Here is a 26,556-nt window from a genome sequence, read left to right as displayed (position 1 = left end):
GCATCCGGGCTGGTACCCGGACTATCAGCGTGATCCTAAGTGGCTTGTTTTAGTCGCTGCACTCGGACTTCTGCAAGTTTGCTCGGTGTTTTCGCCGATGGTGTTCCCCTAATCGAGGGTGACCAAGCATGCAAGAAAGCGTGATGCAGCGCATGTGGAACAGTGCCCACCTCTCCGGTGGTAACGCTGCCTATGTGGAAGAGCTCTACGAGCTCTACCTGCACGACCCTAACGCTGTGCCAGAAGAATGGCGCACCTACTTTCAGAAGTTGCCGGCTGACGGTAACTCTGCCACCGATGTTTCGCACTCGACAATTCGCGATCATTTCGTGCTGCTGGCAAAGAACCAGCGCCGCGCTCAACCGGTGTCTGCCGGCAGCGTGAGCAGTGAGCACGAGAAGAAGCAAGTTGAAGTGCTGCGACTGATCCAGGCCTACCGGATGCGAGGCCACCAAGCAGCCCAGCTGGACCCGCTGGGGCTGTGGCAGCGTCCTGCACCTGCAGACCTGTCGATCACTCATTACGGCTTGACCAATGCCGATCTTGATACGACCTTCCGTGCCGGCGACCTGTTCATCGGCAAAGAGGAAGCGAGCCTACGCGAAATTCACGAAGCGTTGCAGCAGACATATTGCCGCACCATCGGCGCCGAATTTACGCACATCGTCGATTCCGAGCAGCGCCAGTGGTTCCAGCAGCGTCTGGAAAGCGTTCGTGGCCGTCCGACGTACTCCGCCGACATCAAGAGCCACTTGCTCGAGCGCGTCACCGCCGCTGAAGGCCTGGAAAAGTACCTGGGCACCAAATACCCGGGCACCAAGCGTTTCGGCCTGGAAGGTGGCGAAAGCCTGATCCCGCTGCTGGACGAGCTGATCCAGCGTTCGGGTTCCTACGGCACCAAGGAAATCGTCATCGGCATGGCCCACCGTGGCCGTCTGAACGTACTGGTCAACACCTTCGGCAAGAACCCGCGCGAGCTGTTCGACGAGTTCGAAGGCAAGAAGAAGGTCGAGCTGGGCTCCGGTGACGTGAAATACCACCAGGGCTTCTCGTCCAACGTGATGACCACAGGTGGCGAAGTGCACCTGGCCATGGCTTTCAACCCATCCCACCTGGAAATCGTTTCCCCGGTGGTCGAGGGTTCGGTCCGTGCCCGCCAGGATCGTCGCAACGACCCGACCGGTGAAAAAGTCCTGCCGATTTCCATCCACGGTGACGCTGCGTTTGCAGGTCAAGGCGTGGTCATGGAAACCTTCCAGATGTCGCAAACTCGCGGCTTCAAGACGGGCGGTACCATTCACCTGGTGATCAACAACCAGGTTGGCTTCACCATCAGCAACCCGGAAGACTCGCGCTCCACCGAGTACTGCACCGACGTTGCGAAAATGATCCAGGCGCCGATTCTCCATGTGAATGGCGATGACCCGGAAGCCGTGCTGTTCGTGACCCAGTTGGCCATCGACTACCGCATGCAGTACAAGCGTGACGTGGTGATCGACCTGGTCTGCTACCGTCGTCGCGGCCACAACGAGGCCGACGAGCCAAGCGGCACCCAGCCTCTGATGTACCAGCAGATCGCCAAGCAGCGCACTACCCGTGAGCTGTACGCCGAGCGCCTGACCCAGAGCGGTGTGCTGGAAGCAGAGCGCGTCCAGGAAAAAGTCGATGAATATCGCAATGCCCTGGACAACGGCCTGCATGTTGTAAAAAGCCTGGTCAAAGAGCCGAACAAAGAGCTGTTCGTGGACTGGCGTCCATACCTGGGCCACGCCTGGACTGCTCGTCACGACACGCGTTTCGACCTCAAGACCCTGCAGGAACTGTCCGCCAAGCTGCTGGAAATCCCGGAAGGCTTCGTGGTTCAGCGCCAGGTCTCGAAAATCTACGAAGACCGTCAGAAGATGCAAGCCGGCGGCCTGCCGATCAACTGGGGTTACGCTGAAACCATGGCGTACGCGACCCTGGCTTTCGAAGGTCACCCGGTTCGTATCACCGGTCAGGACGTAGGCCGTGGCACTTTCTCGCACCGCCATGCGGCGCTGCACAACCAGAAAGACGCCAGCACCTATATCCCGCTGCAACACCTGTACAAAGGCCAGCCACGTTTCGACCTGTACGATTCGCTGCTGTCCGAAGAGGCCGTCCTGGCGTTCGAATATGGCTACTCCACCACCGAGCCGAATGCGCTGGTGATCTGGGAAGCCCAGTTCGGCGACTTCGCCAACGGTGCCCAGGTGGTTGTCGACCAGTTCATCACCAGCGGCGAGCACAAGTGGGGCCGTCTCTGCGGTCTGACCATGCTGTTGCCACACGGTTATGAAGGGCAGGGGCCGGAGCACTCTTCGGCACGTCTGGAGCGTTACCTGCAACTGTGCGCCGAGCACAACATCCAGGTATGCGTACCGACAACCCCGGCTCAGATCTACCACTTGCTGCGCCGTCAGGTGATTCGCCCGCTGCGCAAGCCGCTTGTAGTGCTGACACCGAAGTCATTGCTGCGTCACAAACTGGCGATCTCGACCCTGGAAGATCTGGCCGAAGGCTCGTTCCAGACCGTTATCCCGGAAATCGACGCTCAGGATCCGGCCAACGTCGGTCGCGTGGTTCTGTGCAGCGGCAAGGTCTACTACGACTTGCTGGAAAAACGCCGTGCCGAAGGCCGTGACGATATCGCCATCGTGCGTCTCGAGCAGCTGTATCCGTTCCCCGAGGACGACTTGATCGAAGTCCTGGCTCCGTACAAAAACCTCAAACACATCGTTTGGTGTCAGGAAGAGCCGATGAACCAGGGTGCGTGGTACTGCAGCCAACATCACATGCGCCGCATCATCAGCGGTCACAACAAGTCGCTCGTACTCGAATACGCCGGCCGTGACGCTTCTGCTGCACCTGCTTGTGGTTATGCATCGATGCACGCCGAGCAGCAGGAAAAACTGCTCAAAGATGCCTTTACCGTTTAATGCCTACGCGCACCTGAAACCGAATTTAAGGAACCACTGATAATGGCTATCGAGATCAAAGCCCCCACTTTTCCGGAATCGGTTGCCGACGGCACCGTTGCCACCTGGCACAAACAACCGGGCGACGCTGTAAAGCGTGACGACCTGATCGTCGATATCGAAACCGACAAGGTTGTGCTGGAAGTGTTGGCCACCGCTGACGGCGTGCTGGGCGCTATCGTCAAGAACGAAGGCGACACCGTTCTGTCCGACGAAGTCCTGGGCTCCATCGAAGAAGGCAGTGCTGCTGCCGCTGCCCCGGCTGCCGCTGCTGCACCGGCCGCCGCTCAGGCTGCTGCTCCAGCTGGCGCTGGCGAAGACGATCCTGTCGCCGCTCCGGCTGCTCGCAAGCTGGCTGAAGAGAATGGCATCAACATCGCTTCCGTTGCCGGTACCGGCAAAGGTGGTCGTGTGACCAAGGAAGACGTGGTTGCAGCCGTTGCCGCCAAGAAAGCTGCTCCGGCCGCTGCCCCGGCCAAGCCTGCCGCACCTGCCGCTGCCGCTCCGGTGTTCGCTGCCGGTGATCGCGTTGAAAAACGCGTTCCGATGACCCGTCTGCGTGCCAAGGTTGCCGAGCGTCTGGTAGAAGCCCAGTCGAACATGGCGATGCTGACCACTTTCAACGAAGTCGACATGACCGAAGTCATGGCGCTGCGTTCCAAGTACAAGGATCTGTTCGAGAAGTCCCACAACGGCGTACGCCTGGGCTTCATGTCGTTCTTCGTCAAGGCTGCCACCGAAGCGCTGAAACGCTTCCCGGCTGTCAACGCTTCGATCGACGGTTCCGACATCGTTTACCATGGCTACGCCGACGTCGGTGTTGCGGTCTCCAGCGACCGTGGCCTGGTGGTTCCGGTACTGCGTAACGCCGAACTGATGAGCCTGGCCGAAATCGAAGGCGGCATCGCCACCTTCGGCAAGAAGGCCCGTGACGGCAAGCTGTCCATCGAAGAGATGACCGGCGGTACGTTCACCATCACTAACGGTGGTACATTCGGTTCGATGATGTCGACCCCGATCGTCAACCCGCCACAAGCGGCGATCCTGGGCATGCACAACATCCTGCAGCGCCCGATGGCGATCAACGGTCAGGTCGTGATTCGTCCGATGATGTATCTGGCACTGTCCTACGATCACCGCCTGATCGACGGTAAAGAAGCCGTGACTTTCCTGGTAACCATCAAGAACCTGCTTGAAGATCCGGCTCGTCTGCTGCTGGATATCTGATTTCGCCGCGAGGGCCGGTCTGTTGACCGGCCTCTTGCTGAAACAACCGGTTTCGTCCCACGACGGTCTCCACAAGTAACCGTCCGGTTTGATTCGAGAAGGAATGACTCATGACTCAGAAATTCGACGTGGTAGTGATTGGTGCGGGCCCTGGCGGCTACGTAGCGGCTATCAAGGCTGCGCAACTTGGCCTCAGCACTGCCTGCATCGAGAAATACACCGACAAAGAGGGCAAACTGGCCCTCGGCGGTACTTGCCTGAACGTCGGCTGCATTCCATCCAAGGCGCTGCTGGACAGCTCCTGGAAGTTCCACGAAGCGCAAGATGGCTTCGCGATCCACGGCATCAGCACTGGCGACGTGAAAATGGACGTGCCGGCGATGGTTGGCCGCAAGGCCAACATCGTCAAAGGCCTGACCTCCGGCGTTGCCACCCTGTTCAAAGCCAACGGCGTGACCTCTATCCAGGGTCACGGCAAGCTGCTGCTGGGCAAGAAAGTCGAAGTGACCAAGCCAGACGGCTCGGTTGAAGTGATCGAAGCCGAGAACGTCATCCTGGCACCGGGCTCGCGCCCGATCGACATTCCACCCGCTCCAGTCGATCAGAACGTGATCGTCGACTCCACCGGCGCCCTGGAATTCCAGACCGTGCCAAAACGCCTGGGCGTGATCGGCGCTGGCGTGATCGGCCTCGAGCTGGGTTCGGTATGGTCGCGCCTGGGCGCGCAAGTGACCGTACTGGAAGCCCTCGACACCTTCCTGATGGCCGCTGACGCTGCGGTTTCCAAGGAAGCGCTGAAAACCCTGACCAAGCAAGGCCTGGACATCAAGCTGGGCGCTCGCGTGACCGGTTCCAAGGTCAATGGCGAAGAAGTCGTGGTGACTTACACCGACGCCAACGGCGAACAGACCATCACGTTCGACAAGCTGATCGTTGCGGTCGGCCGTCGTCCGGTGACCACCGATCTGCTGGCCGCCGACTGTGAGGTATCCCTGGATGAGCGCGGTTTCATCAAGGTTGACGATTACTGCGCCACCACCGTACCGGGCGTCTTCGCCATCGGTGACGTGGTGCGTGGCATGATGCTGGCGCACAAGGCGTCTGAAGAAGGCATCATGGTCGTTGAGCGCATCAAGGGTCACAAAGCCCAGATGAACTACGACCTGATCCCGTCGGTTATCTACACCCACCCGGAAATCGCATGGGTCGGTAAAACCGAGCAGGCCTTGAAAGCCGAAGGCGTTGAAGTTAACGTCGGCACCTTCCCGTTCGCCGCCAGTGGCCGTGCCATGGCAGCCAACGATACCGGTGGTTTCGTGAAAGTCATCGCCGATGCCAAGACGGATCGCGTATTGGGTGTTCACGTCATTGGCCCAAGCGCTGCCGAGCTGGTACAGCAAGGCGCGATCGGTATGGAATTCGGCACCAGCGCTGAAGATCTGGGCATGATGGTCTTCTCCCATCCAACCCTGTCCGAAGCCTTGCACGAAGCGGCCCTGGCCGTAAATGGCGGCGCCATCCACGTGGCCAACCGCAAGAAGCGTTAATAGACAATAAGAAACCACGGCGGTATGGCCCGTCGTGAGCCTTGCGAGCAAGACTCACCGCGGAAAGTCCGCCGGACGCAGTCTTGCGTAGCTGAACCGGTTGACCGGAAGGCTACGCAAGCAGCAGTCACAGGTGGTGCGGCACTAGAACGGTGCAGCACCGAATGCGCAGTACCTAACGAAGACGGTAATAAGCATGAATCTTCACGAGTATCAGGGTAAGCAGCTGTTCGCTGAGTACGGCCTGCCAGTATCCACCGGTTACGCGGTAGACACCCCGGAAGCGGCAGCAGAAGCTTGCGACAAAATCGGCGGCAGCGAATGGGTTGTCAAAGCCCAGGTTCACGCCGGTGGTCGCGGTAAAGCGGGCGGCGTCAAGCTGGTTCGCAGCAAAGAAGACGCCAAAGCCTTCGCACAGCAGTGGCTGGGCAAGCGTCTGGTGACTTACCAGACTGATGCCAACGGCCAGCCAGTCACCAAGATCCTGGTTGAATCGTGCACTGATATCGCTAAAGAGCTGTACCTGGGCGCTGTCGTTGACCGTTCGAGCCGCCGCATCGTGTTCATGGCTTCCACCGAAGGTGGCGTGGACATCGAGAAAATCGCTCACGATACCCCTGAGAAAATCCTCAAGGCCACCATCGATCCACTGGTTGGCGCTCAGCCATTCCAGGGTCGCGAGCTGGCATTCCAGCTGGGTCTGGAAGGCAAGCAAGTTGCTCAGTTCGCCAAGATCTTCGTAGGTCTGGCCAAGCTGTTCAAGGATCACGACCTGGCGCTGCTGGAAGTGAACCCGCTGGTGATCAAGGCCGACGGCGATCTGCACTGCCTCGACGCCAAGATCAACATCGACGCCAACGCCATGTACCGTCAGCCTAAGCTGAAGACTTTCCACGATCCGTCGCAAGACGATCCGCGCGAAGCGCACGCTGCCAAGTTCGAACTGAACTACGTAGCCCTGGAAGGTAACATCGGCTGCATGGTCAACGGTGCCGGCCTGGCCATGGGTACCATGGACATCGTCAACCTGCATGGCGGCAAGCCAGCCAACTTCCTCGACGTAGGCGGCGGTGCTACCAAGGAACGCGTAACCGAAGCGTTCAAGATCATCCTGTCCGACACCAACGTCGCAGCAGTACTGGTCAACATCTTCGGCGGCATCGTTCGTTGCGACATGATTGCCGAAGGCATCATTGGCGCCGTGAAAGAAGTCGGCGTGAAAATCCCGGTTGTTGTTCGCCTCGAAGGCAACAACGCTGAGCTGGGCGCTAAAGTACTGGCAGAAAGCGGTTTGAACATTATCGCTGCTACCAGCCTGACCGACGCTGCTCAACAAGTCGTTAAAGCTGCGGAGGGCAAATAATGAGCGTCCTGATCAATAAAGACACCAAGGTTATCTGCCAGGGTATTACCGGTTCGCAAGGTAGTTTCCACACCCAGCAAGCCATCGAATACGGCACCAAGATGGTTGGCGGCGTAACGCCGGGCAAAGGCGGCACCGAGCACCTGGGTCTGCCTGTCTTCAACACCGTGAAAGACGCTGTGGCTGCTACTGGCGCCACCGCCAGCGTGATCTACGTTCCGGCTCCTTTCTGCAAGGATTCCATCCTTGAAGCGGCGTTCGGCGGCATCAAGCTGATCGTGTGCATCACCGAAGGCATCCCGACCATCGACATGCTGGAAGCCAAGGTCAAGTGCGACGAGCTGGGTATCACCCTGATCGGCCCTAACTGCCCAGGCGTGATCACTCCAGGCGAATGCAAGATCGGCATCATGCCAGGTCACATTCACTTGCCAGGCAAGGTCGGTATCGTTTCCCGTTCCGGCACCCTGACCTACGAAGCCGTCAAGCAGACCACTGACGCCGGTTTCGGTCAGTCGACTTGCGTCGGCATCGGCGGTGACCCGATCCCAGGCTCCAACTTCATCGACATCCTGAAGCTGTTCCAGGAAGACCCGAAGACCGAAGCGATCGTGATGATCGGTGAGATCGGCGGTTCGGCTGAAGAAGAAGCGGCTGCCTACATCAAGGCAAACGTGACCAAGCCGGTTGTTTCCTACATCGCGGGTGTGACTGCTCCTCCGGGCAAGCGCATGGGCCATGCTGGCGCAATCATCTCTGGCGGCAAAGGCACTGCAGACGAGAAATTCGCTGCACTGCAAGACGCAGGCGTGAAAACCGTGCGTTCGCTGGCAGACATCGGCAAGGCCCTGGCCGAGCTGACTGGCTGGGAAATGAAGAAGTAAGCTTCGGCTGACTTTTTTGTTCCAGCAACAAAGGCCACCTTCGGGTGGCCTTTGTCGTTTCTGGCATTGGGAGTTTGTGGGCAGCTTTTGTGGCCAGGGAGACAAGCTCCCTCGCCAGGGGGGTGGGTGGGAAAAATAGATATGTAAACACGACATGGAAATGTCGTGTATCGGATACTTCGCCCTGTAACAGTGCGTTTGTCGTCCAAATTAGTTAGGCTAGCAGCCATTTTTGCGGCCGCTGCCCACAAGGCAGTGACGCGTTAAACGGGTCGGTCTTATACGGATCGGCAGCATTTCCCTCACCCATAAGGGAAATCCCTCTCTAAATTCCGATTCAGTAGTGTGGTTTCCTTAATGAAAGTGTTGAAAGGCCAGGACATCCTGGCACTTGGTTTCATGACATTTGCTCTGTTCGTCGGGGCTGGCAACATCATCTTCCCGCCTATCGTCGGTTTGCAGTCCGGGCCCCATGTCTGGATGGCGGCGCTGGGCTTTCTGATCACGGCGGTCGGGCTGCCGGTCATCACAGTCATTGCGCTGGCCAAGGTCGGTGGCGCGATGGATGCCTTGAGCAGCCCCATCGGCAAGACCGCCGGTGGTTTGCTGGCGGCGGTATGCTACCTGGCCGTCGGCCCGTTGTTCGCCACGCCGCGTACTGCCACCGTCTCGTTCGAAGTGGGCCTGGCGCCGCTGACCGGTGAAAGCCCGCTGGCGCTGTTGCTCTACAGTTCGGTGTATTTCCTGCTGGTGTTCTTCATCTCGCTCTATCCGGGCCGCCTGCTGGACACCGTCGGGCGCTTCCTCGCGCCGCTGAAGATCATCGCCTTGACCGTGCTCGGCATTGCCGCGTTTGCCTTGCCCGCCGGTGGTATCAGTGTGGCGACACCTGAGTACGTGGCGGCGCCGTTCTCCCAAGGGTTCATCAATGGTTACCTGACCATGGATACCCTGGGCGCCTTGGTATTCGGCATCGTCATCGTCAATGCGATCCGTTCCCGGGGCGTCGAGTCGCCAGCCTTGATCACTCGCTACGCCATCATCGCCGGGCTGATTGCCGGGTTGGGTCTGGCGCTGGTCTACATCAGCCTGTTCCGCCTGGGTTCGGGCAGTCATGAAGTGGCAGTGGGGGCGACCAACGGCGCCGCTGTTCTGCACGCCTATGTGCAACATACGTTCGGCAGCCTGGGCAGCGGTTTCCTGGCTGTGCTGATCTCCCTGGCCTGCCTGGTGACTGCGGTTGGCCTGACTTGCGCCTGTGCCGAGTACTTCAGCCGTGTCCTGCCACTGTCTTACAAGGCATTGGTGGTGATTCTGGCGGCGTTTTCGCTGCTGGTGTCCAACCTGGGCCTGACCAAGCTGATTGCTTTCTCGATTCCGGTCCTGACTGCGATTTACCCGCCTTGCATCGCCCTGGTGGCCCTGAGCTTCTGCAAGGACTTCTGGTTCGAGCAGGGCCGTATCGTTGGCCCGGTGATGCTGGTGTCGTTCCTGTTTGGCCTGATCGATGCGCTTAAGGGCGCCGGATTGGCGGACTGGATGCCGGCACAACTGGCCCACCTGCCGCTGAGCGAGCAAGGCCTGGCCTGGTTGGTGCCTTCGGTGATGACCCTGGCGGTTGCGGTGGTGTGTGATCGTCTGTTGGGCAAGCGCAGCGAAGCCCTGGCCTAAACCGCCGAGGCCTAACGGTAAAAACTGAAATGCCCCGTATCAATCGATACGGGGCATTTTTTATGGCGCAGCTGCGGTGTCTTTTTCCTTGGGCTAACGTCGAAGCAGTGTCTTAAGAGAAGCTGGCTCATACACAGAACCTGTGGGAGCTTTGCTCCTGCAATGTTGTGTTTTCGTCACACAGGGAATCGAATGTCATTCATCCAAGCCAACCTGATCCATCTTCTTGCCGCCGCCTGGTTTATCGTCTGCTGGGGCGGCTACACCCGTTATGCATCATGGAAAGCCCGCGACACCGCCTGCCTGGCCACCGTGATGCACCTGTACCGCGAAGACTGGATGCGCCGCATGCTGCTGCGCGAGAACCGCATCGCCGATGCCAGCGTGATCGGTAACCTGGAGCGCAACGCGTCATTCTTCGCTTCCAGCACGCTGATTATCCTGGCCGGTATCCTGACGGTGCTCGGCGCGTCTGATCGTGCGGTGTCGTTGCTGGCGGACCTGCCGATGGTGCAGCAAGCTTCCCAGGGCATGGCGGAAGTCAAGTTGCTGTGCCTGGCGTTGGTGTTTGTGTATGCGTTCTTCACGTTCAGCTGGTGCATGCGTCAATACAACTTCGCAGCGGTGCTGGTGGGGTCGGCGCCGATGATTGGCGAGCGACATGTGTCGGAGCAGGAGCGCAAGGCCTTTGCGCTCAGGGCGGCGCGGGTGATCTCCATGGCGGCCAACCAATTCAACTTCGGCCTGCGCTCTTATTATTTCGGCATGACCATGCTGGCGTGGTTCGTCAGCCCCTGGTTATTCATGTTGATGAGTGCCGGCGTGGTATTTGTGCTGTACCAGCGCGAGTTTCATTCCGACGTGCTGGACGTCATGGTCTATACCCCGACGGAAGCGCCCTTGCCTGAAGTTGGCAAGGAAACCGCCTAATAGGCCGGTTAAATCCCAGGCAAAAGAAAACCCGCATCAGGCGGGTTTTCTTTTGCCGCTAAAACCGTATCAGTTGGTTTTAGGCGCGGTGGCAGGGGCTTCCTTCGCGGCTTCTTCGTTCGATTCAGCCTGCTTTTTGGCGGCTTCGGCGTTTTCTTTCGCCGCGTCGTTAACCTTATCCTGTGCTTTGTTCATGTCTTGCTGAGCTTGCTCAGCGTGTTGGTTGGCATCTTGAGCTTTGTCCTCGGATTTTTTATCGCAGGCAGCGAGACCAAGGGAGGCGGCCAACATCAAGGCAATAGCTAAAGTCTTACGCATGGGGTGTTTCTCCTTATGGAAATAACTACTGGCCTTTTGAGCGCCCCCCCTCAGATTAAGTTCCAGCGGCGTTACAGATATATAACTGTGCATTGGGATGGAACTTTATGGGGCTCACCTTTGACCAGGCCTCGTCACCAACAAGAGCATGAATCAGATGGCCGAAAACCCCGTTTTTGAGCGTGCGACACGCTTTTTATCCGCGCTGAGACACTGTCAGGTGCTGGGCTTGAAGCTGCACAGCGCCAGTCGTGAAGGGCTGACCGTGATTCTGCCTTACAGCCCCCAGATCGTCGGCAATCCCCTCTCGGGCATCATCCATGGCGGGGCGTTGACCTCGTTGATGGACACCGCGTGTGGCATGTCGACCCTGTGCGTGTTGCCGCAGTTCGAGGTCTGCCCGACCCTGGATCTGCGCATCGATTACATGCACGCCGCCGCGCCCCACAAGGATATCTACGGCTTCGCTCAATGCTATCGGGTCACCCCGGACGTGATCTTCAGCCGTGGTTTTGCCTATCAGGATGACCCCGAGCACCCCATCGCCCATGTGGTGGGCACCTTCATGCGCCTGGGCGAGCACGCCAGGGGGATCAAGGGGGGTGGCCCAGCGGCCACCGCAGACAAGCCATGACCGATATTACCCAGGATCAACTGCGCCAGGCCTGCGAGCAAGGCGACTATGCGCTGCTGCTGGCCTCGATTCCCTATGCACAACTCATCGGTGTCGAATGCACGCGCCAGGACGATGAGCTGCTGTTCCGCCTGCCCGCCAACCAGGACAACATTGGTAACCCTTTATTGCCAGCCATCCATGGTGGAGTCATCGCCGGGTTCATGGAACTGTCGGCTGCTGTTCATTTGCTGATCGCCACCGGCGCGCCGGGCGTGCCGGGCGTGCCGAAAATCATCGATTTCTCTCTGGATTACCTGCGCGCCGGGCACTTTCGCGACACTTATGCCAAGTGCCAGGTCTGGCGCCAGGGGCGGCGGGTGGCCAATGTTGCGATCACGGCTTGGCAAGGCGTTGAAGCCGAGCCCATTGCCACTGCCCGGGCGCATTTCAAAATCCAGGAGCCCTCAAAACCGAACCGCCCTGGTGTTCGCTAGCTGATAAATAAGTTATTGCACGAAGCAAAGATTAAAAACTCAATTTAATGCTATTAAAAAATTATAGCTCGTTGTTTTTATGAGGTTTTTGCTCGGTGTGATTGTGTTGGAAACACTTTCTTGGCTGTGGGTGTTGACCGGGTGGTTGCCGGTTGGTCAGGATTGTTCCTGTTGAGGTGTCTATGTTCGGGGCGTTGAACGTTAGTTGCGGGCTGGGTCTTTACGCCGCCTGACGCCCATCAATTTTTAAGATTGGCAAAAGGACTTAAGAATGGATCTTAAGGTGTTTGATAAGGTTGTCGTGCCCGCTCGCCTTGGTATATATGATTCGTCAATCTCGTTCCTGCATTCGCAAGTAGCATTGAAACAGCATGCCCTGGATGAACAGGACTCGCTGTACCAGGAGTTTATAAAGTTTCAAACGGCGTTCGCTAACTTGCCCCTCGATGAATATATGAAAGAGGGTGATACCTATCGCCGGCGTCGTTTTAACGAAATGCTCCTTCGGGACGAGGGTGAGTGCATTTCACTGACGTTGAAACCGTCAAGAGGTTTTTATCAAGCCGCCACCGTCAATGGCTATTCGGGTGGGATCGATCGGGTCTACCAACCTCTAGAACCCTCGACGCTGAGTAATCCGTTTTTGCATCAACTGATCGTCGATATGTATTTGCTTTTACCTGCCGAACGCCGGGGCGTTTCGCGGGTATGGGATATCGGTATCCACCTCTACCGGATTACCGCGCAGCCCCATGTGCCGGGCCAGCCCGTACCAGAGGGACCGCACCGTGACGGTCATGAGTTCACCTCCATTACCTTGGTCAATCGGCACAATGTAGAGGGTGGCGAGAGTCTTTTTTGCGACCAGACGGCCGCCGTGCGGTTACGGCACACCTTGAAGCAACCACTTGAAACTGCGCTGTTTGATGACGCGCAAGGCTTGCACGATGTTACGCCCATTCACTGTCAGGACCCTGCGAGGGATGGGTACAGGGATGTTTGTGGTTTTTCCCTGAATCCGGTCATGGACTAACGCTGGCCTTTATTACTGTTCTTCAGGGGAAGTTATGCAGAATAACGAGTGTGTCGCCGCGAACGTGTATGTGTTGTCGGATCAACAGGGTGCCTATGCCGGTAAACATCTGTTGGTTGACTTCTATGGTGCGAAAAATATCGACAGTGTCGAGCGTGTCAGTCAAGCATTGGTTGCCGCGGTCAAGGCTGCCGGCGCGACTTTACTTCATCAGTACTTTCATTACTTTACGCCCAACGGTGGAGTGTCCGGCGTGTGTGTACTTGCCGAGTCCCATATTTCTATCCACAGCTGGCCGGAGTTCAACTATGCGGCGGTGGATATTTTTATGTGTGGTGAGGCCGATCCCCACCGGGCCGTGGAAGTGCTTAAACAATCATTCTCACCGTCGAGCGTGCTCGTTGATGAGATTCGTCGCGGTAAAAATATCATTTAAGGAGTTGCAGTATGTCCATTGATTTGGCCCAGGAAAAAATGCGTAACGCTTATGTCAATATCTGGATTGGTGAAGTCTGGAATAAGGGGAATGTTAATTTTGTGGATTCGATTTTTCACCCTGACTTTGAAGACCATCGTCCCATTCCTCAGTTTCCCGGCAATGTAGAGGGCCATAAGTTGATGGCTGCCGACTGGCATCAGGCGTTCCCGGACGTGGTCTTCAACATCGAAGACGTCATTATTCAGGGCAATCTCCTTGCCGCACGTTATGTCGCAGAAGGCACCCACACGGGGGTGATTCTTGGCATCGAGGGCACGGGCGTCCCGGTGAGCTTGACCGGGATAGACATCTTTGGTTTCGAGAACGGCTTGGTGCGCCATTGGTGGCATGAAGAAGACTTCGACACGTTTATCAAACCGATCCTTGCGGCCGACGCCGAACGAAAAAAAGCAATTTAGGCCGCATAGGTCTCTGGGCAGGGGAAGCATCATGGGTAATGAAGACAGGTATCGTGCAACCGAAAAGGCTTATCGACGTGAGAAGTTCGTCATGCCCAGGGAGCTCACTTACTTGGCCGGTAATTCATTGGGCCCCGCGGTGGCCTCAGTCGCGGATCGCCTGGTGCGCACCAGTAACGATCAATGGGGACAGCACTTGGCAGGTGCCTGGAAGAAAAACGGGTGGTTAAGCGCCCCGGAGAAAATTGGGGACAAGATTTCATTGCTATTGGGTGCAGACCAAGGCACGACCCTGGTGTGCGATAGCACCTCCATCAATTTATTCAAACTCTTGAATGCGGCGCTGGCAGTTGATCCTCAACGCAAGGTGATACTGACGGATCAAGGCAATTTCTCCACCGATCTCTACATCGCCAAAAGTGTCGGGTTGATCCATCAGGATGTCACGGTTCGCATCGTGCCGCGTTCAGCGCTGATCGAGAGCCTCGACCCGTCCGTTGCCGTGTTGATGTTATCCCATGTCGACTATCGCTCGGGACAGGCCCATGACATGGCCTCATTCAATGAAAAAGCCAGGTCTGTGGGGGCGTTGACGCTCTGGGACGTGTCCCACAGCGTGGGCATTATGGCCTTGGACTTCAACGCAAGTGGCGTCGATATGGCGGTGGGCTGTGGATATAAATATTTGAACGGCGGGCCGGGCGCCCCGGCCTTCGTTTACGTCAAAGCTGATCTTCAGAACAAACTGAGCAACCCGATTCAAGGCTGGTTAGGGCACGCTGAACCCTTTGTGTTCAGTGACAATTACGTACCGGCCAGTGGGATTAAACGCTTGCAGGTCGGAACGCCCACGACCTTTTCCCTGGCCGCCTTGGAGGAGGGTGTGGATTTGCTTCTGGAAGCTGGAATACAGCTTGTCGAGCACGACAGCCAGGAGTTGTTTGAGGCCTTCATGGCAGGGCTCGAACCCCTTGTGCGCAAAGGACACGTCCACTTCTTGCACGATGTTCAACGCGGCAACGTCAGCGGCCATATCGGTTTTAAAGTCAATGACGCCGAGGCGCTGCACCCTCGCTTGATGGCGGAAAATATTGTGACGGAATATCGCTATCCGGACTTGCTACGTATTGCCTTCAACCCGCTCTACACGACCCTGGATGAGATCGAGCGAACCGCTGAAAAACTAAAGCATTTGCTGGGCCGGCACTGAAAACTCAGCTAGGGGAGAATGGATCAATGGAGCATGAAATATTCAGGGACTCGCCCGAGCGAAAAGACAAACTGCTCAAGGCCTGGGAATACATCGAGAAAAGTGGAATCGAGTACGTTTATATGCAGTTTCCCTCTCTCACCGGTCGTCTGCAGGGCAAGGGGATTCCGGCCAAGCATTTTGTCGGCATGTGTGAGAAGGGCTTCTCAATGGTGTACGGAGCCACAGTGAATGTGGCGCAGGATCGATTCGGCCAGTACCTGGGCTATCCATCCAACGCCTCGGAACTGCTGGCTTACCCTGAACCTGAGACGCTGGTTCAGTTACCGTGGGATAAGCGCGTCGGGCGGGTGTTCTGCACCCTGTTTCGCAACCCCAAGGATCGGGAATTTCCGGGCCAACGACTCGACGCCGATTGCCGGGGTAACTTGCGGACTATCCACCAAGCCTTCCAAGCCAAGCATGGCCTGCAACTGCGGGCCGGGATGGAACCGGAAATGATGTGGCTACGCAAACTGGAGGGTGAGCACCAGTATGTGGGCGTGACCGATCCGTGCTGTTATCACATCGGTCAGTTTGAAACGTTGCGTCCGGTGTATATGAAAGTCCTGGAGTATGCGCAGGCCATGGGCTTGGACATGATTCAAGGTGATCACGAAGATGCGCCGGGTCAGCTGGAGCTTAATTTTGCTTTCGACGACGTGCTTGTCAGTTGTGACCGACTGATGACTTACCGGCAAATCTGTCATCAGGTTGCGCAAGAGTTCAATCTGGTGGCTTGCTTTTTACCCAAGCCGTTTGCTGGCGTATCCGGCTCCGGATGCCACTTTAACTTGTCGTTATGGGACGGTGGGCGGGCGGTGTTTCGCGAGGATGTGTTCCCCCTGAAGTATGGAATGGAGGAGGTTTATTGCCATTATGAAGGCGGCAATAACATGTTCCTGCCGAGCGCAAGCGATTCGGGTCTCACCGATATTGGAAAGTACGCAATTGGCGGCATTCAGAAACACCTTAAGGCCTTGACCGCGATTGCTGCACCCACGGTCAACTCATACAAGCGTCTGTGGGAAACCGGTTTCTGGGCGCCGGTACGGGCTAATTGGGGTTACCAGAATCGTACCTGCGCGATCCGGGTTTCCGCGCCGGATCGAGTGGAATACCGAACCGCCGACGCCCTGGTCAACCCGTACCTGATGGCTGCTTCATTGTTAAAGGCAATGGATGATGGCTTGTCCAACCAACATGAGCCGGGCCCGGCAACGGACGCTGACAGCTATTCGGATCATCCTGCTGCCACGGCCTTCGTCCCCCGAAACCTCGGACAAGCGTTGGAAGCACTGGATAACGACCCCGTTGTGTTATCGGCGCTTCCTGGCGACATGAGTGATTTGTTCCGAAAGATCAAGATGAATGAGTGGGAGACGTTCTTGGCCACCGTCACCCACTGGGATTTCGACACCTACCTGAATCACACGCCCTAGCAGCCTTGTCCTCGGCAGGGGCCATCGCCCCTGCCGGGATGCTTAGTTCTTTTGTTCGATCCTGAAGGACAGATAGTTTGAGGCGAAGATAATCAACGCGCCGACTAATACCCAGATTTCAAGGCTCTCGCCGTAGAGAAAAAACCCAACCACGGCAATGAGCGGCACCCTGAAAAAATCAATCGGTATGGCAATGGACGCCTCCATGACGCTCAGCGCTTTGGCCATGGCGAAGTGTGCGCTTAAGCCCGTTATGCCTAACAGTAGAATCCATGGGATGCATTCGAGCGTAGGGGTACGCCATTGTGCCAGGGACAGACCAAAACCCAGGGGCAGTTGTAGCAGTACCATCCAGATCACGATGAGGGTGGGGCTGCTGGTCAACGTCAGTTTCTTAACCATGATGATGGATGTTGCATACCCCATGGCGGCCAGCAGAACGATAAGTGCGGCGGGTTCAATGCTGTCAAGGCCGGGTCTTAGAACGACCAGGACGCCGATAAAACCGCCGATGGCGGCGAGCACCCTGGCGGTGGAGAGTTTTTCTTTCAAGAATAAGAACGCCAGCAGGGAAACCCATATCGGGGTGGTGAACTCCAGCGCAAAGACCTTAACCAATGGAAGCGACGCCACGCCAACGGTCCAGGCATATTGTCCGGCGAAATGAACCGCATTCCTGCCAACCTGCAGGCCAATATCTCGTGCTTGTCTGAGTTTGGCGCGCTGTTTGTAAATGATAGGAGAAATAATGATCAAGCCGACAAAGGACCTGAAAAACAGGATCTCGAAGATCGACATGAACATTGAAAGCTCTCTGGCCGCCACGGCCATGCCAATGAATGAGAGCAGGCTTGCTGCCATCCATAATGCTCCACCTAATGGCAGTTTTACCTGATGCATTTTTGCGCCTCTTTACTCAGTCATTGTTCGTGTGATTCATGAGGGGCAGTGCCCAGTTTGGCGACCAGATAATCAATAAAACGGCGAGCCTTTGTCGGCAGCCTGATGCAGTTGGGGTAAAGAATATTGATGGGCATTGCGCTGAACTCATAATGTGGAAATAATCGAATAAGCTTGTTGGCCTGGATATCGTCTTTGAGCATCCAGGCTGGCAGGACGGCTATGCCAAGGGAGAAAAGAGCCATTTGGTGAGTTAAGGTCAACGAGTTCGAGCTGTAACGGGTCACGGGTTTTATGGCGAACTGTTCTGTTCGACCTTTTCTCAGGATCAACTTTCCTTCTTTATAGAGTTTTTCATTGGCAATCCACGGTAAGGTATTAAGGCAGTTAATGTCTTCCAAGGCGTGCTGTTCGATGAATTCCGGGCTGGCGATCAGGTAACTGCGGAACTCCGATATCTTTCGGCACTTGAATGAAGAATCCTGAAGGCTCCCAAGGCAGATGGCCAGGTCGTGTTTGCCGCTGGCGAGCTCGGAAAGCGGTGCGCCGACATCATGGACGATTTTTAACTGAGGGTATAACTTCGAGAATTCGGCGATGATCGGCACGATAAAACGTGAGCCGTAATCCCTGGGCGATACAATTCGCAGCACGCCACAGACGTGCTCTGATTCACCTTTTAAGGTTTCAAGGGAGCAATCGATTCGCTGTTTGATGTCGATAAAGTCATCATAGAAGCGTTGCCCTGCTTCTGTCAGGACCAATGATCGAGTGGTTCTGCTGATTAAGGTTGTGCCCAAAGAGCGCTCAAGCTCTTTGATATGAACGCTGACCATGCCGGTGCTAATATTTAGCTGTACCGCTGCGCCGGAAAATGACTTGAATTCGGCAACTTTTAGGTAAGCAAGAATCCTGTTGTAGTTAAAGTCCATTGACGTTCCAGCTCCTGGGTCGTTGAGCTTGAACAGTTAATCAGAGCTCGACACGATGCGTCGTACGATACCTGTCGACAATAGGTATGGCAATAACACCCACGCGACTACCCAGAAGACAGTGTTCGATATCTGAAGTCTCTGACAGATATAGGTGAAGTGCCATTACGGTGCGCTAATGTTTCCCCTGCCCGCCAATAAGGACAACATGGGTAACCCTTTACTGCCAGCCACCCACGCTGGGGGGCTGCGGCTGGCCAGCGTTGCGATCGCAGCTTGGCAGAGGATGTCGTAGCCGAGCCCATTGCCACGCGCACGCCTTTCAAAAACCAGGAGCCTTCACAACCGAGCCCTTGAAATCATCAGCGTTGCCCCCACCTTGAGAACATCCCGCCGCCAATCTCAGCGAGGCGGACACCACTATCCACTTGGAGTTTGATGACCATGAGCGTGGAAACTCAAAAGGAAACCCTGGGCTTCCAGACCGAGGTGAAGCAACTGCTGCACCTGATGATTCACTCGCTGTATTCAAATAAGGAAATTTTCCTTCGCGAGCTGATTTCGAACGCCTCTGACGCTGTCGACAAATTACGTTTCGAAGCCCTTTCCAAGCCTCAATTGCTGGAAGGCGGCGCTGAGCTGAAAATCCGTGTGAGCTTCGACAAGGACGCGAAAACCGTCACCCTCGAAGACAACGGTATCGGCATGAGCCGCGAAGAGGTGATCACGCACCTGGGCACCATCGCCAAGTCCGGCACCGCCGACTTCATGAAAAACCTCTCTGGCGATCAGAAGAAAGATTCCCACCTGATCGGTCAGTTCGGTGTCGGTTTTTATTCCGCGTTCATCGTCGCCGATCAGGTCGAAGTCTTCAGCCGTCGTGCCGGCCTCGCTGCGGGCGAAGGTGTGCACTGGTCGTCCAAAGGCGAAGGCGAATTTGAAGTCGCCACGGTCGATAAAGCTGATCGCGGGACCCGCATCGTGTTGCACCTCAAGTCCGGTGAGGACGAGTTCGCCGATGGTTGGCGCTTGCGCAACATCATCAAGAAGTACTCCGACCATATCGCGCTGCCGATCGAGCTGCCGAAGGAAGTCACCGCCGCTGAAGGTGAAGAAAAGCCAGAAGTGGAATGGGAAACCGTCAACCGCGCCAGCGCCCTGTGGACTCGCCCACGCACCGAGGTGAAGGATGAGGAATACCAGGAGTTCTACAAGCACATCGCCCACGATTACGAGAACCCGCTGAGCTGGAGCCATAACAAGGTTGAAGGCAAGCTGGAATACAGCTCGCTGTTGTATGTGCCGGCCCGCGCTCCGTTCGACCTGTACCAGCGCGAAGCACCACGCGGCTTGAAGCTGTACGTGCAGCGAGTGTTCGTGATGGACCAGGCCGAGTCGTTCCTGCCGCTGTACCTGCGCTTCATCAAAGGTGTGGTGGACTCCAACGACCTATCCCTGAACGTCTCCCGGGAAATCCTGCAGAAAGACCCGATCATCGACTCCATGAAGTCGGCGCTGACCAAGCGCGTGCTGGACATGCTGGAGAAACTGGCGAAAAACGAGCCTGAGCAGTACAAGGGCTTCTGGAAGAACTTCGGCCAGGTGATGAAAGAAGGCCCGGCCGAAGACTTCGCCAACAAAGAGAAGATCGCTGGCCTGCTGCGCTTTGCTTCGACCCAGGGTGAGGATGGCGAGCAGATCGTTGCTCTGGCCGATTACCTGGCCCGCGCCAAGGAAGGTCAGGACAAGATCTACTACCTCACCGGCGAAACTTATGCACAGGTCAAGAACAGCCCGCACCTGGAAGTCTTCCGCAAGAAAGGCATCGAAGTGCTGCTGCTGACCGACCGCATCGATGAGTGGCTGATGAGCTACCTCAGCGAATTCGACGGCAAGAGCTTCGTCGATGTAGCCCGTGGCGACCTGGATCTCGGCAACCTGGATTCGGAAGAAGACAAGAAAGCCGCCGAAGAAGTCGCCAAGAGCAAGGAAGGCCTGGTTGAGCGGATCAAGACTGCCTTGGGCGATGCTGTCAGCGAAGTGCGGGTTTCTCACCGTCTGACTGATTCCCCGGCGATCCTGGCCATCGGTGAGCAGGACCTCGGCCTGCAGATGCGTCAGATCCTGGAAGCCAGCGGCCAGAAGGTCCCGGATTCCAAGCCGATCTTCGAATTCAACCCGGCCCACCCGCTGGTGGAAAAACTCGACAACGAGCAGAGCGAAGAGCGTTTCGGCGACCTGTCGCATATCCTGTTCGACCAGGCGGCCCTGGCGGCGGGTGATAGCCTCAAGGACCCGGCGGCTTATGTCCGTCGCTTGAACAAGCTGTTGGTAGAGCTGTCAGCCTAATCAAGGCAGGAAAAACCCGCTTCGGCGGGTTTTTTCATTTTGGTGTTCGGTTAAAGAGGAGTCAGTGATGAGTCAGATTACGGTTCGTTCAGTGGTCTATCAGATCGAAGGCCAAAACTATGAAAGCCGCCTGGCTTTCGACGCCAGCCAGCAGGGGCTACGCCCCGGTTTGCTGATGGCGCCGAACTGGATGGGGGTAGGGGCGGGTGCCGAGGAAATCGCCAAGTCGGTGGCGGCCAAGGGCTATGTCGTGTTGATTGCCGACCTGTACGGCCAGGTCGTGCGCCCGACCAATGGCGACGAGGCTGGGGCGGCGATGATGCCGCTCAAGAACGACCGGGCCCTATTGCGCAAGCGCATGCAGGCGGCGTTTGAGCAACTGCAGGGCCAAGCGCAGGTCGATACGTCGAACCTCGCCACGTTCGGTTTCTGCTTCGGTGGCTGCTGCTCCCTGGAACTGGCCCGTACCGGCGCACCGCTGAAAGCGGCCATCTCGTTTCACGGCACCCTGGATACGCCGAACCCGGCGGATGCACAGAACATCAAGGGGGCGGTGTTGGTGATGCATGGCGCTTCTGATCCGCTGGTACCGAAAGAGCAACTGCCGGCCTTCGAGGATGAAATGAACGCTGCCGGGGTGGATTGGCAATTGCTGAGCTACGGTGGCGCGGTGCATTCGTTCACCGATCCACAGGCCAATGTACCGGGCAAGATGATGTACAACGCCAAGGTCGCCGAACGTGCGTTCAGGTCGATGCATAATTTGTTGGATGAGGTGTTCAGAGGCTGAAATCGGGCTTGGCGCTGAATGTACTGTCGCCTGCCAGATTGCTATCGCGAGCAGGCTCGCTCCCACATTTGGCCGAGGTGTTCGCAGCATTCGCGAACTGCACCGGTCCAGTGTGGGAGGGACAACCCTGAGTTCAGGGCAATTCGATCCGCTCGCTTTCCCCCGGTACGGTCGGCCAGTCCCTGGCCGACCAACGCCGGCGGGCTTCGTCTATCCGGGCCGGGTCGCTGGAGACGAAGTTCCAGTTGATCCGCCGCGGCCCGTCCAGCGGCGTACCGCCGAACAGCACGGCATGGCAGTCACTGGCGGCACACAGTGTCATCTCTTCCCCAGCCGGCAGTATCACCAACGAATGAGGCTCCACCGGCTCGCCCTCCAACTGCGCCTCACCGCTCAACACATACAGTGCCCGCTCTTCATGTTCGGTGGGAATCAGCAACGTCGTCGCGCTTTGCAGGTTCAACTCGGCGTAAAGCGTAGGAGACAAGACCGGTACCGGCGATTCCAGGCAAAAGCCTGACCCGGCGATCATCCGGATTCTTACCCCCAGGTTATCGCTGACTGGCAGGCTGTGTGCCGGATGATGGCTGTAGTGCCCAGGTCCCTGTTCGTGCGACTTGGGCGAGGCCAGCCAGACTTGCAACCCGTGCATGACGAAGTCGCCGCCCAGCAGTGACGCCGGCGTGCGTTCGACATGGGAAATGGCGCTGCCGGCGGTCATCCAGCTGACATCCCCGGCGTCCACCACCTGGTCGGAACCGAGGCTGTCCTTGTGCTGGAGTTTGCCCTCGAACAAGTAGGTGAGGGTGGACAGCCCGATGTGGGGATGCTGACGGATGTTCATGCCATTACCGGCCTGGTAGGAGGTTCGCAACATGTGGTCGAAAAACACGAAAGGTCCGACGCTGCGGCACTTGGCAGACGGCAGCGGGCGAAGAATGGGCTGGCCTTCGACATCTTCTGCACGGGGACGGATGGTCAGGGGCGTGGTCATCGTGTCTTCCAGGTTGAGCAACGAATGCACAAAGCATAACCCGCCGCCGCGAGCGGCGGCACATGCCGCTTGAACCCTGGCGGGACGGGCGCGGTCTATGCTGCTCATGGCCTTTTGGAGACTGCCTGTGCCATTGACCCGTCTGATTTTCGCCTGGCTGCTGGCTGTTTTGAGCAGTGGTGCCATGGCCCGCGAATATGCCTACAGCGATGCGCATCTGCATTACGTCGATTTCTTTCAAGAAACCGCCGGCATGCCCCAGCTGCTCAAGGCGATGGCTGACAATCGCATCGAGCACGTGATGATTTCCGGCATTCCAGTGGCCAAGAAATGGCATGAGGACGAGCCCAAGCGTCCGCGTTACTACGCCGGTGACGATGCAGACGCCTATTGGTACAGCGCCACCGACGTGATTGTCGCAGCGGCGGTGAGCAAGCTGACCGCTGAACAACGCCAGCACTTTCATCCCTTTCTGTCCGGCTTCAATCCCAACGACAAGAACTCCGCCGCGCATATCCAGCGCATGCTCGATTTGTACCCGGGGCTGTGGCAAGGCATTGGTGAGGTGTTCACCCGTCATGACGACCTTACGGCGCTGACGTCGGGCGATACTCCGCGAGCCAACAACGAAGCGATGGCGCGGATCTATCACCTGGCGGCCGAGAACGACCTGCCGGTGATGTTGCATTCCAATATCACTTCCAAGCGTGAGAAAAATCCTCTGTATCTGGCAGAAGTCGAGGAGCCGCTGCGTAATCACCCGCACACGCGGTTCATCTGGGCCCATGCCGGCACCAGCATGGAAATCCATCGGCACCAGACCCAGCTGGATTTTCTGTTGCCGACGCTGACCCGGATGCTCGAGTCCTACCCCAATCTGTACGTTGACCTGTCCTGGAGCGTGCTCACGCCGTATTTGCTCGACGAAGCGGGCAAGCCTCGTGAGGCGTGGGTAAAGCTGGTGGAGCGCTTCCCGGAGCGCTTCATGGTGGGGTCGGATGTGGTAGGGCGTTTCAACAAGCTCGGTAAGGAGCTGCACGGCTTTGACCCGTTCCTCGATGCCTTGCCCGAAGCGGTGGCCAGGAAGGTAGCGCGGGATAATTTCCTGGCGGTATTGTGTGGGAGCAAGGCTTGCCCGCGATGAAGATCATGCGGTCTTGGAGGCTGAGGTGCCTGCATCGCGAGCAAGCTTTGCTCCCACAGGCAAACACTGCTTTGTCATCAGCCTGTCACTCCCGCGTCATACCCTCGCGCTCATCTCAATCAAGGAGCGCACGTATGTACCTCACCCGTTCAAGCGCAGTGGTCGCGCTGTTATTGTCTTGCGGCCTGGCTCAGGCAGACGTCCGTGTCGAAGGCCCGGTGGAGTACGGCGTCTTTGAAGGGCCGAAAGCCGAAGTGCAATCGGGGGAGCGGGTCCTGCGTCGCAGCAACGAGCAGATCCGTCAGACCGAAAGCATACCGGCGAAGCTGGGGACCAAGTTCGGCCTGCGCTACCAGTTGGTGGGTAAGGTCGCTAATGACCAGCCGCTGACCCTGCTGTATTTCACACCGGGCATCCGCACCAACGATGGCGTGCTCCACGATAAATTCGAAATTACCCAGCAAGTGGTACCCGGCGCGCCTCAGGATATAATGGCCTACGAATTCACGGAAAGCGCCGAAGTGGTACCGGGGGAGTGGCGGTTCATGGTGTTCCAGGGGGATCGGTTGCTGGCGCAGCAGCGCTTTGTGGTGCGCTGAATTCAATCCACTGCAGATCAAAAAAATGTGGGAGCGAGCCTGCTCGCGATAGCGGTCGGTCAGCCAATATTGATGCTGAAGTAAGACCGCAATCGTGAGCAGGCTCGCTCCCACAGGGTCCCACACGGTGTATTTCGCAGGCACAAAAAAACGCCCCGAACCAGTCGGGGCGTTTTTGTGTGTGGCGTAGCGGCGGGGCTTACTTGCCCTGCCAGCGCTTCAATACCAGGGTGGCGTTGGTGCCACCGAAGCCGAAGCTGTTGCTCATCACGGTGTTGATGGTGGCGTCTTCGCGAGTCTTGGTCAGAATTGGCATGTCGGCCACTTCCGGGTCCAGTTCGTCGATGTTGGCAGAACCTGCCATGAAGTTGCCTTCCATCATCAGCATGCAGTAGATCGCTTCGTGAACGCCGGCAGCGCCCAGGGAGTGACCAGACAGGCTCTTGGTGGAGCTGATGGCCGGGGCCTTGGCGCCGAAGACTTCACGCACACCTTTCATTTCCGCGACGTCACCGACCGGGGTCGAGGTGCCGTGGGTGTTCAGGTAGTCGATTGGCGTGTCGACGGTGGACATGGCCATCTGCATGCAGCGGATGGCACCTTCGCCGCTTGGGGCGACCATGTCGTAACCGTCGGAAGTGGCGCCGTAGCCGACGATTTCCGCGTAGATTTTCGCGCCACGGGCCAGCGCGTGTTCCAGCTCCTCGACCACCACCATGCCGCCGCCGCCGGCGATGACGAAACCGTCACGCTTGGCGTCGTAGGCGCGGGAGGCCTTTTCCGGGGTTTCGTTGTACTGGCTGGACAGGGCGCCCATGGCGTCGAACAGGAACGATTGGCTCCAATGTTCTTCTTCACCGCCGCCAGCGAACACGATGTCCTGCTTGCCCATCTGGATCTGTTCCATGGCGTTACCGATGCAGTGGGCACTGGTGGCGCAGGCAGATGCGATGGAGTAGTTCAGGCCCTTGATCTTGAATGGCGTGGCCAGGCAAGCGGAAACGGTGCTGCTCATGGTCCGTGTGACGCGGTACGGGCCGACGCGCTTGACGCCTTTTTCGCGCAGGATGTCCAGCGCTTCCATCTGGTTCAAGGTCGAGGCACCGCCGGAGCCGGCGATCAGGCCGGTGCGCGGGTTGGACACTTGCTCTTCGGTCAGGCCGGAGTCAGCGATGGCGTCTTTCATGGCCAGGTAGGCATAAGCCGCCGCGTGGCCGACGAAACGGTAGATCTTGCGATCGATCAGCTCTTCGAGATTGAGGTCAATGGAGCCGGAAACCTGGCTACGCAGACCCATTTCGGCGTATTCCGGGTTGAACCGGATGCCAGGGCGACTTGCACGCAGGTTAGCGGAGACGGTCTCTTTGTCATTGCCCAGGCACGAAACGATGCCCAGACCAGTGATAACGACGCGGCGCATGCGGATAACCCTTAGAAGTTGTCAGTGGAGGTAAAAACGCCGACCCGAAGGCCTTCGGCGGTGTAGATCTCGCGACCGTCCACGGTAACCGAACCATCGGCAATGGCCATGTTCAGCTTGCCCTTGAGGACGCGTTTGATATGAATGTTATAGGTGATTTTCTTGGCGGTCGGCAGAACCTGACCGAAGAACTTCACTTCGCCCGAACCCAGGGCGCGACCGCGGCCCGGCAGGCCTTGCCAGCCAAGGAAAAAACCGACCAGTTGCCACATGGCATCCAGGCCCAGGCAGCCGGGCATCACCGGATCACCTTCGAAATGGCAGGCGAAAAACCACAGGTCCGGAGTGATATCCAGCTCGGCGACCAATTCACCTTTGCCGTACTTGCCACCCTCTTCGCTGATATGGGTGATGCGATCCACCATCAGCATGTTCGGGGCGGGCAGTTGCGCGTTACCTGGGCCGAACAGCTCACCGCGACTGCAGCGCAGCAGATCTTCCCGAGTAAAGGCGTTTTGTTTGGTCATGCGAGCTCCTCAATAGTCCCATGCGGCAGGGTGGGGCAAATCTTCCCGGCCGATCGAAGCGTTCATGCCTCGAATCGACAGCCTACTCATAGACTATTGCGTTGTAGTGAAAGTCACAGCACACGGGAAATGAATGTACACCTGTGCACTGAAATTTTTATTCAAGCCTCAATCGAGGCCTGTTCGGGTGCCTAAGACTGCCGCACTTTCGCCTTTCACGCCAGTCACAGA

Annotated in this window: 24 protein-coding genes and 1 pseudogene; 19 read left to right on the top strand and 6 right to left on the bottom strand. The window is 57.4% G+C overall.

Annotated elements, in window-relative coordinates:
- Window positions 1-128: 128 nt before the first annotated feature.
- The 7 genes from ACA047_RS21610 (at window position 129) to ACA047_RS21580 (ending at window position 10,621) form a co-directional block, all read left to right on the top strand.
- Entirely contained in the window at window positions 129-2,960 is a 2,832-nt protein-coding gene (locus tag ACA047_RS21610; RefSeq protein WP_497352783.1) for a 2-oxoglutarate dehydrogenase E1 component, read from the top strand.
- 42 nt (window positions 2,961-3,002) lie between these two features.
- Window positions 3,003-4,226, top strand: coding sequence for a 2-oxoglutarate dehydrogenase complex dihydrolipoyllysine-residue succinyltransferase (gene odhB, locus ACA047_RS21605; RefSeq protein WP_497352781.1), 1,224 nt, complete (start codon window positions 3,003-3,005; stop codon window positions 4,224-4,226).
- A 110-nt stretch (window positions 4,227-4,336) separates the two neighbouring features.
- Entirely contained in the window at window positions 4,337-5,773 is a 1,437-nt protein-coding gene (gene lpdA / locus ACA047_RS21600; RefSeq protein WP_497352779.1) for a dihydrolipoyl dehydrogenase, read from the top strand.
- A 196-nt stretch (window positions 5,774-5,969) separates the two neighbouring features.
- On the top strand, window positions 5,970-7,136 hold the full coding sequence (gene sucC, locus ACA047_RS21595; protein ID WP_007919879.1) for an ADP-forming succinate--CoA ligase subunit beta: 1,167 nt from the start codon (window positions 5,970-5,972) through the stop codon (window positions 7,134-7,136).
- Window positions 7,136-8,020: a succinate--CoA ligase subunit alpha gene (gene sucD / locus ACA047_RS21590; RefSeq protein WP_003179236.1), complete on the top strand. Its 885-nt coding sequence runs from the start codon at window positions 7,136-7,138 to the stop codon at window positions 8,018-8,020. Before sucC ends, sucD begins: the two co-directional genes overlap by 1 nt.
- Window positions 8,021-8,377: 357 nt before the next feature.
- Window positions 8,378-9,691 carry a branched-chain amino acid transport system II carrier protein gene (gene brnQ / locus ACA047_RS21585; RefSeq protein ID WP_497352777.1) on the top strand — a complete coding sequence of 438 codons (1,314 nt, stop codon included), beginning with the start codon at window positions 8,378-8,380 and terminating at the stop codon, window positions 9,689-9,691.
- Between the two features lie 192 nt (window positions 9,692-9,883).
- A complete protein-coding gene (locus ACA047_RS21580) occupies window positions 9,884-10,621 on the top strand; it encodes a DUF599 domain-containing protein (protein ID WP_497352775.1) in 738 nt (245 codons plus the stop codon).
- Window positions 10,622-10,690: 69 nt separating this feature from the next.
- Here ACA047_RS21580 and ACA047_RS21575 read toward each other — a convergent pair whose 3' ends face one another.
- Entirely contained in the window at window positions 10,691-10,939 is a 249-nt protein-coding gene (locus tag ACA047_RS21575) for a hypothetical protein (protein ID WP_497352773.1), read from the bottom strand.
- A 157-nt stretch (window positions 10,940-11,096) separates the two neighbouring features.
- On the opposite strand from ACA047_RS21575, the gene ACA047_RS21570 reads away from it, so the two are divergent.
- The 7 genes from ACA047_RS21570 to ACA047_RS21540 all read left to right on the top strand — a co-directional run bounded on the left by ACA047_RS21570 (window position 11,097) and on the right by ACA047_RS21540 (window position 16,670).
- Window positions 11,097-11,573, top strand: coding sequence for a PaaI family thioesterase (locus ACA047_RS21570; protein WP_497352771.1), 477 nt, complete (start codon window positions 11,097-11,099; stop codon window positions 11,571-11,573).
- On the top strand, window positions 11,570-12,049 hold the full coding sequence (locus ACA047_RS21565) for a PaaI family thioesterase (RefSeq protein WP_497352769.1): 480 nt from the start codon (window positions 11,570-11,572) through the stop codon (window positions 12,047-12,049). The genes ACA047_RS21570 and ACA047_RS21565 overlap by 4 nt, the downstream gene beginning before the upstream one ends.
- 271 nt (window positions 12,050-12,320) lie before the next feature.
- Window positions 12,321-13,082, top strand: coding sequence for a 2OG-Fe dioxygenase family protein (locus ACA047_RS21560; protein WP_497352767.1), 762 nt, complete (start codon window positions 12,321-12,323; stop codon window positions 13,080-13,082).
- 34 nt (window positions 13,083-13,116) lie between these two features.
- On the top strand, window positions 13,117-13,518 hold the full coding sequence (speD, locus tag ACA047_RS21555; RefSeq protein WP_497352765.1) for an adenosylmethionine decarboxylase: 402 nt from the start codon (window positions 13,117-13,119) through the stop codon (window positions 13,516-13,518).
- 11 nt (window positions 13,519-13,529) lie between these two features.
- Complete coding sequence (locus tag ACA047_RS21550; RefSeq protein WP_497352763.1) at window positions 13,530-13,979, top strand: ester cyclase; 450 nt, start codon at window positions 13,530-13,532, stop codon at window positions 13,977-13,979.
- Window positions 13,980-14,010: 31 nt separating this feature from the next.
- Window positions 14,011-15,189: an aminotransferase class V-fold PLP-dependent enzyme gene (locus ACA047_RS21545; RefSeq protein ID WP_497352761.1), complete on the top strand. Its 1,179-nt coding sequence runs from the start codon at window positions 14,011-14,013 to the stop codon at window positions 15,187-15,189.
- Window positions 15,190-15,215: 26 nt separating this feature from the next.
- On the top strand, window positions 15,216-16,670 hold the full coding sequence (locus ACA047_RS21540) for a glutamine synthetase family protein (RefSeq protein ID WP_497352759.1): 1,455 nt from the start codon (window positions 15,216-15,218) through the stop codon (window positions 16,668-16,670).
- 42 nt (window positions 16,671-16,712) lie between these two features.
- Here the strand turns inward: ACA047_RS21540 and ACA047_RS21535 are convergent, their stop codons facing one another.
- The gene (locus ACA047_RS21535; RefSeq protein WP_497352757.1) at window positions 16,713-17,570 is read right to left on the bottom strand and encodes a DMT family transporter; all 858 of its coding nucleotides are present in this window, start codon (window positions 17,568-17,570) and stop codon (window positions 16,713-16,715) included.
- Between the two features lie 20 nt (window positions 17,571-17,590).
- Window positions 17,591-18,502: a LysR family transcriptional regulator gene (locus ACA047_RS21530; protein ID WP_497352755.1), complete on the bottom strand. Its 912-nt coding sequence runs from the start codon at window positions 18,500-18,502 to the stop codon at window positions 17,591-17,593.
- Window positions 18,503-18,677: 175 nt separating this feature from the next.
- Between ACA047_RS21530 and ACA047_RS21525 the strand changes: the two are divergent.
- The 3 genes and pseudogenes from ACA047_RS21525 to ACA047_RS21515 all read left to right on the top strand — a co-directional run.
- A pseudogene (locus ACA047_RS21525) lies at window positions 18,678-18,859 on the top strand (hypothetical protein); the annotation flags it as partial.
- Between the two features lie 87 nt (window positions 18,860-18,946).
- Entirely contained in the window at window positions 18,947-20,851 is a 1,905-nt protein-coding gene (gene htpG, locus ACA047_RS21520; protein WP_497352753.1) for a molecular chaperone HtpG, read from the top strand.
- 67 nt (window positions 20,852-20,918) lie between these two features.
- Window positions 20,919-21,641, top strand: a complete 723-nt coding sequence (locus tag ACA047_RS21515) for a dienelactone hydrolase family protein (protein WP_497352751.1) — start codon at window positions 20,919-20,921, stop codon at window positions 21,639-21,641.
- Window positions 21,642-21,774: 133 nt separating this feature from the next.
- Here the strand turns inward: ACA047_RS21515 and ACA047_RS21510 are convergent, their stop codons facing one another.
- The gene (locus ACA047_RS21510) at window positions 21,775-22,635 is read right to left on the bottom strand and encodes a pirin family protein (protein ID WP_497360476.1); all 861 of its coding nucleotides are present in this window, start codon (window positions 22,633-22,635) and stop codon (window positions 21,775-21,777) included.
- Window positions 22,636-22,762: 127 nt separating this feature from the next.
- On the opposite strand from ACA047_RS21510, the gene ACA047_RS21505 reads away from it, so the two are divergent.
- Window positions 22,763-23,779: an amidohydrolase family protein gene (locus ACA047_RS21505; protein ID WP_497352749.1), complete on the top strand. Its 1,017-nt coding sequence runs from the start codon at window positions 22,763-22,765 to the stop codon at window positions 23,777-23,779.
- Window positions 23,780-23,913: 134 nt separating this feature from the next.
- Window positions 23,914-24,378 carry a DUF3859 domain-containing protein gene (locus tag ACA047_RS21500; RefSeq protein WP_497352747.1) on the top strand — a complete coding sequence of 155 codons (465 nt, stop codon included), beginning with the start codon at window positions 23,914-23,916 and terminating at the stop codon, window positions 24,376-24,378.
- A gap of 199 nt (window positions 24,379-24,577) precedes the next feature.
- Here ACA047_RS21500 and fabB read toward each other — a convergent pair whose 3' ends face one another.
- A complete protein-coding gene (gene fabB, locus ACA047_RS21495) occupies window positions 24,578-25,798 on the bottom strand; it encodes a beta-ketoacyl-ACP synthase I (protein ID WP_497352745.1) in 1,221 nt (406 codons plus the stop codon).
- Window positions 25,799-25,809: 11 nt separating this feature from the next.
- Window positions 25,810-26,325, bottom strand: a complete 516-nt coding sequence (gene fabA, locus ACA047_RS21490) for a 3-hydroxyacyl-[acyl-carrier-protein] dehydratase FabA (RefSeq protein WP_497352743.1) — start codon at window positions 26,323-26,325, stop codon at window positions 25,810-25,812.
- Between the last annotated feature and the right edge of the window lie 231 nt (window positions 26,326-26,556).

This window comes from Pseudomonas sp. LBUM1664, from assembly GCF_059695895.1.
This window is presented reverse-complemented; position numbering and strand designations above follow the sequence as displayed.

Coding starts and splice junctions, on each gene's coding strand:
- ACA047_RS21610 (WP_497352783.1), top strand. CDS start 129: ATGCAAGAAAGCGTGATGCAGCGCATGTGGAACAGTGCCCACCTCTCC.
- odhB (WP_497352781.1), top strand. CDS start 3,003: ATGGCTATCGAGATCAAAGCCCCCACTTTTCCGGAATCGGTTGCCGAC.
- lpdA (WP_497352779.1), top strand. CDS start 4,337: ATGACTCAGAAATTCGACGTGGTAGTGATTGGTGCGGGCCCTGGCGGC.
- sucC (WP_007919879.1), top strand. CDS start 5,970: ATGAATCTTCACGAGTATCAGGGTAAGCAGCTGTTCGCTGAGTACGGC.
- sucD (WP_003179236.1), top strand. CDS start 7,136: ATGAGCGTCCTGATCAATAAAGACACCAAGGTTATCTGCCAGGGTATT.
- brnQ (WP_497352777.1), top strand. CDS start 8,378: ATGAAAGTGTTGAAAGGCCAGGACATCCTGGCACTTGGTTTCATGACA.
- ACA047_RS21580 (WP_497352775.1), top strand. CDS start 9,884: ATGTCATTCATCCAAGCCAACCTGATCCATCTTCTTGCCGCCGCCTGG.
- ACA047_RS21575 (WP_497352773.1), bottom strand. CDS start 10,939: ATGCGTAAGACTTTAGCTATTGCCTTGATGTTGGCCGCCTCCCTTGGT.
- ACA047_RS21570 (WP_497352771.1), top strand. CDS start 11,097: ATGGCCGAAAACCCCGTTTTTGAGCGTGCGACACGCTTTTTATCCGCG.
- ACA047_RS21565 (WP_497352769.1), top strand. CDS start 11,570: ATGACCGATATTACCCAGGATCAACTGCGCCAGGCCTGCGAGCAAGGC.
- ACA047_RS21560 (WP_497352767.1), top strand. CDS start 12,321: ATGGATCTTAAGGTGTTTGATAAGGTTGTCGTGCCCGCTCGCCTTGGT.
- speD (WP_497352765.1), top strand. CDS start 13,117: ATGCAGAATAACGAGTGTGTCGCCGCGAACGTGTATGTGTTGTCGGAT.
- ACA047_RS21550 (WP_497352763.1), top strand. CDS start 13,530: ATGTCCATTGATTTGGCCCAGGAAAAAATGCGTAACGCTTATGTCAAT.
- ACA047_RS21545 (WP_497352761.1), top strand. CDS start 14,011: ATGGGTAATGAAGACAGGTATCGTGCAACCGAAAAGGCTTATCGACGT.
- ACA047_RS21540 (WP_497352759.1), top strand. CDS start 15,216: ATGGAGCATGAAATATTCAGGGACTCGCCCGAGCGAAAAGACAAACTG.
- ACA047_RS21535 (WP_497352757.1), bottom strand. CDS start 17,570: ATGCATCAGGTAAAACTGCCATTAGGTGGAGCATTATGGATGGCAGCA.
- ACA047_RS21530 (WP_497352755.1), bottom strand. CDS start 18,502: ATGGACTTTAACTACAACAGGATTCTTGCTTACCTAAAAGTTGCCGAA.
- htpG (WP_497352753.1), top strand. CDS start 18,947: ATGAGCGTGGAAACTCAAAAGGAAACCCTGGGCTTCCAGACCGAGGTG.
- ACA047_RS21515 (WP_497352751.1), top strand. CDS start 20,919: ATGAGTCAGATTACGGTTCGTTCAGTGGTCTATCAGATCGAAGGCCAA.
- ACA047_RS21510 (WP_497360476.1), bottom strand. CDS start 22,635: ATGACCACGCCCCTGACCATCCGTCCCCGTGCAGAAGATGTCGAAGGC.
- ACA047_RS21500 (WP_497352747.1), top strand. CDS start 23,914: ATGTACCTCACCCGTTCAAGCGCAGTGGTCGCGCTGTTATTGTCTTGC.
- fabB (WP_497352745.1), bottom strand. CDS start 25,798: ATGCGCCGCGTCGTTATCACTGGTCTGGGCATCGTTTCGTGCCTGGGC.
- fabA (WP_497352743.1), bottom strand. CDS start 26,325: ATGACCAAACAAAACGCCTTTACTCGGGAAGATCTGCTGCGCTGCAGT.